1 protein-coding gene is annotated in these 268 nt (G+C 67.9%); it reads right to left on the bottom strand.

Annotated features, from left to right (window positions below; all coding sequences use genetic code 11):
- On the bottom strand, positions 1 to 268 hold a 268-nt coding region (locus tag ACLQ2W_RS34015), incomplete at both ends, for a beta-ketoacyl synthase N-terminal-like domain-containing protein (protein WP_425792014.1).

Raw genomic sequence — 268 nt, 5'->3', positions numbered from 1 at the left:
CATCGCCACAGCCTCCCGCGGACTGATCCCGAAGAACCCCGCATCGAACAACGCCGCGTCAGTCAGGAAGCCGCCCTCGCGGACATACGTGGTCTCCGACCCCGCCGGATCCGGGTCATCCCACGACCCGACATCCCAGCCCCGATCGGCGGGGAACCCACCCACCGCGTCAACACCCTCGACCAGCAACCGCCAGAACTCCTCCGGGTCACCCACCCCACCCGGATACCGACACCCCATCCCCACAATCGCCACCGGCTCATCCACA

Source organism: Micromonospora sp. DT227 (genome assembly GCF_049841835.1).
Classification (GTDB): domain Bacteria; phylum Actinomycetota; class Actinomycetes; order Mycobacteriales; family Micromonosporaceae; genus Micromonospora.
This window is presented reverse-complemented; position numbering and strand designations above follow the sequence as displayed.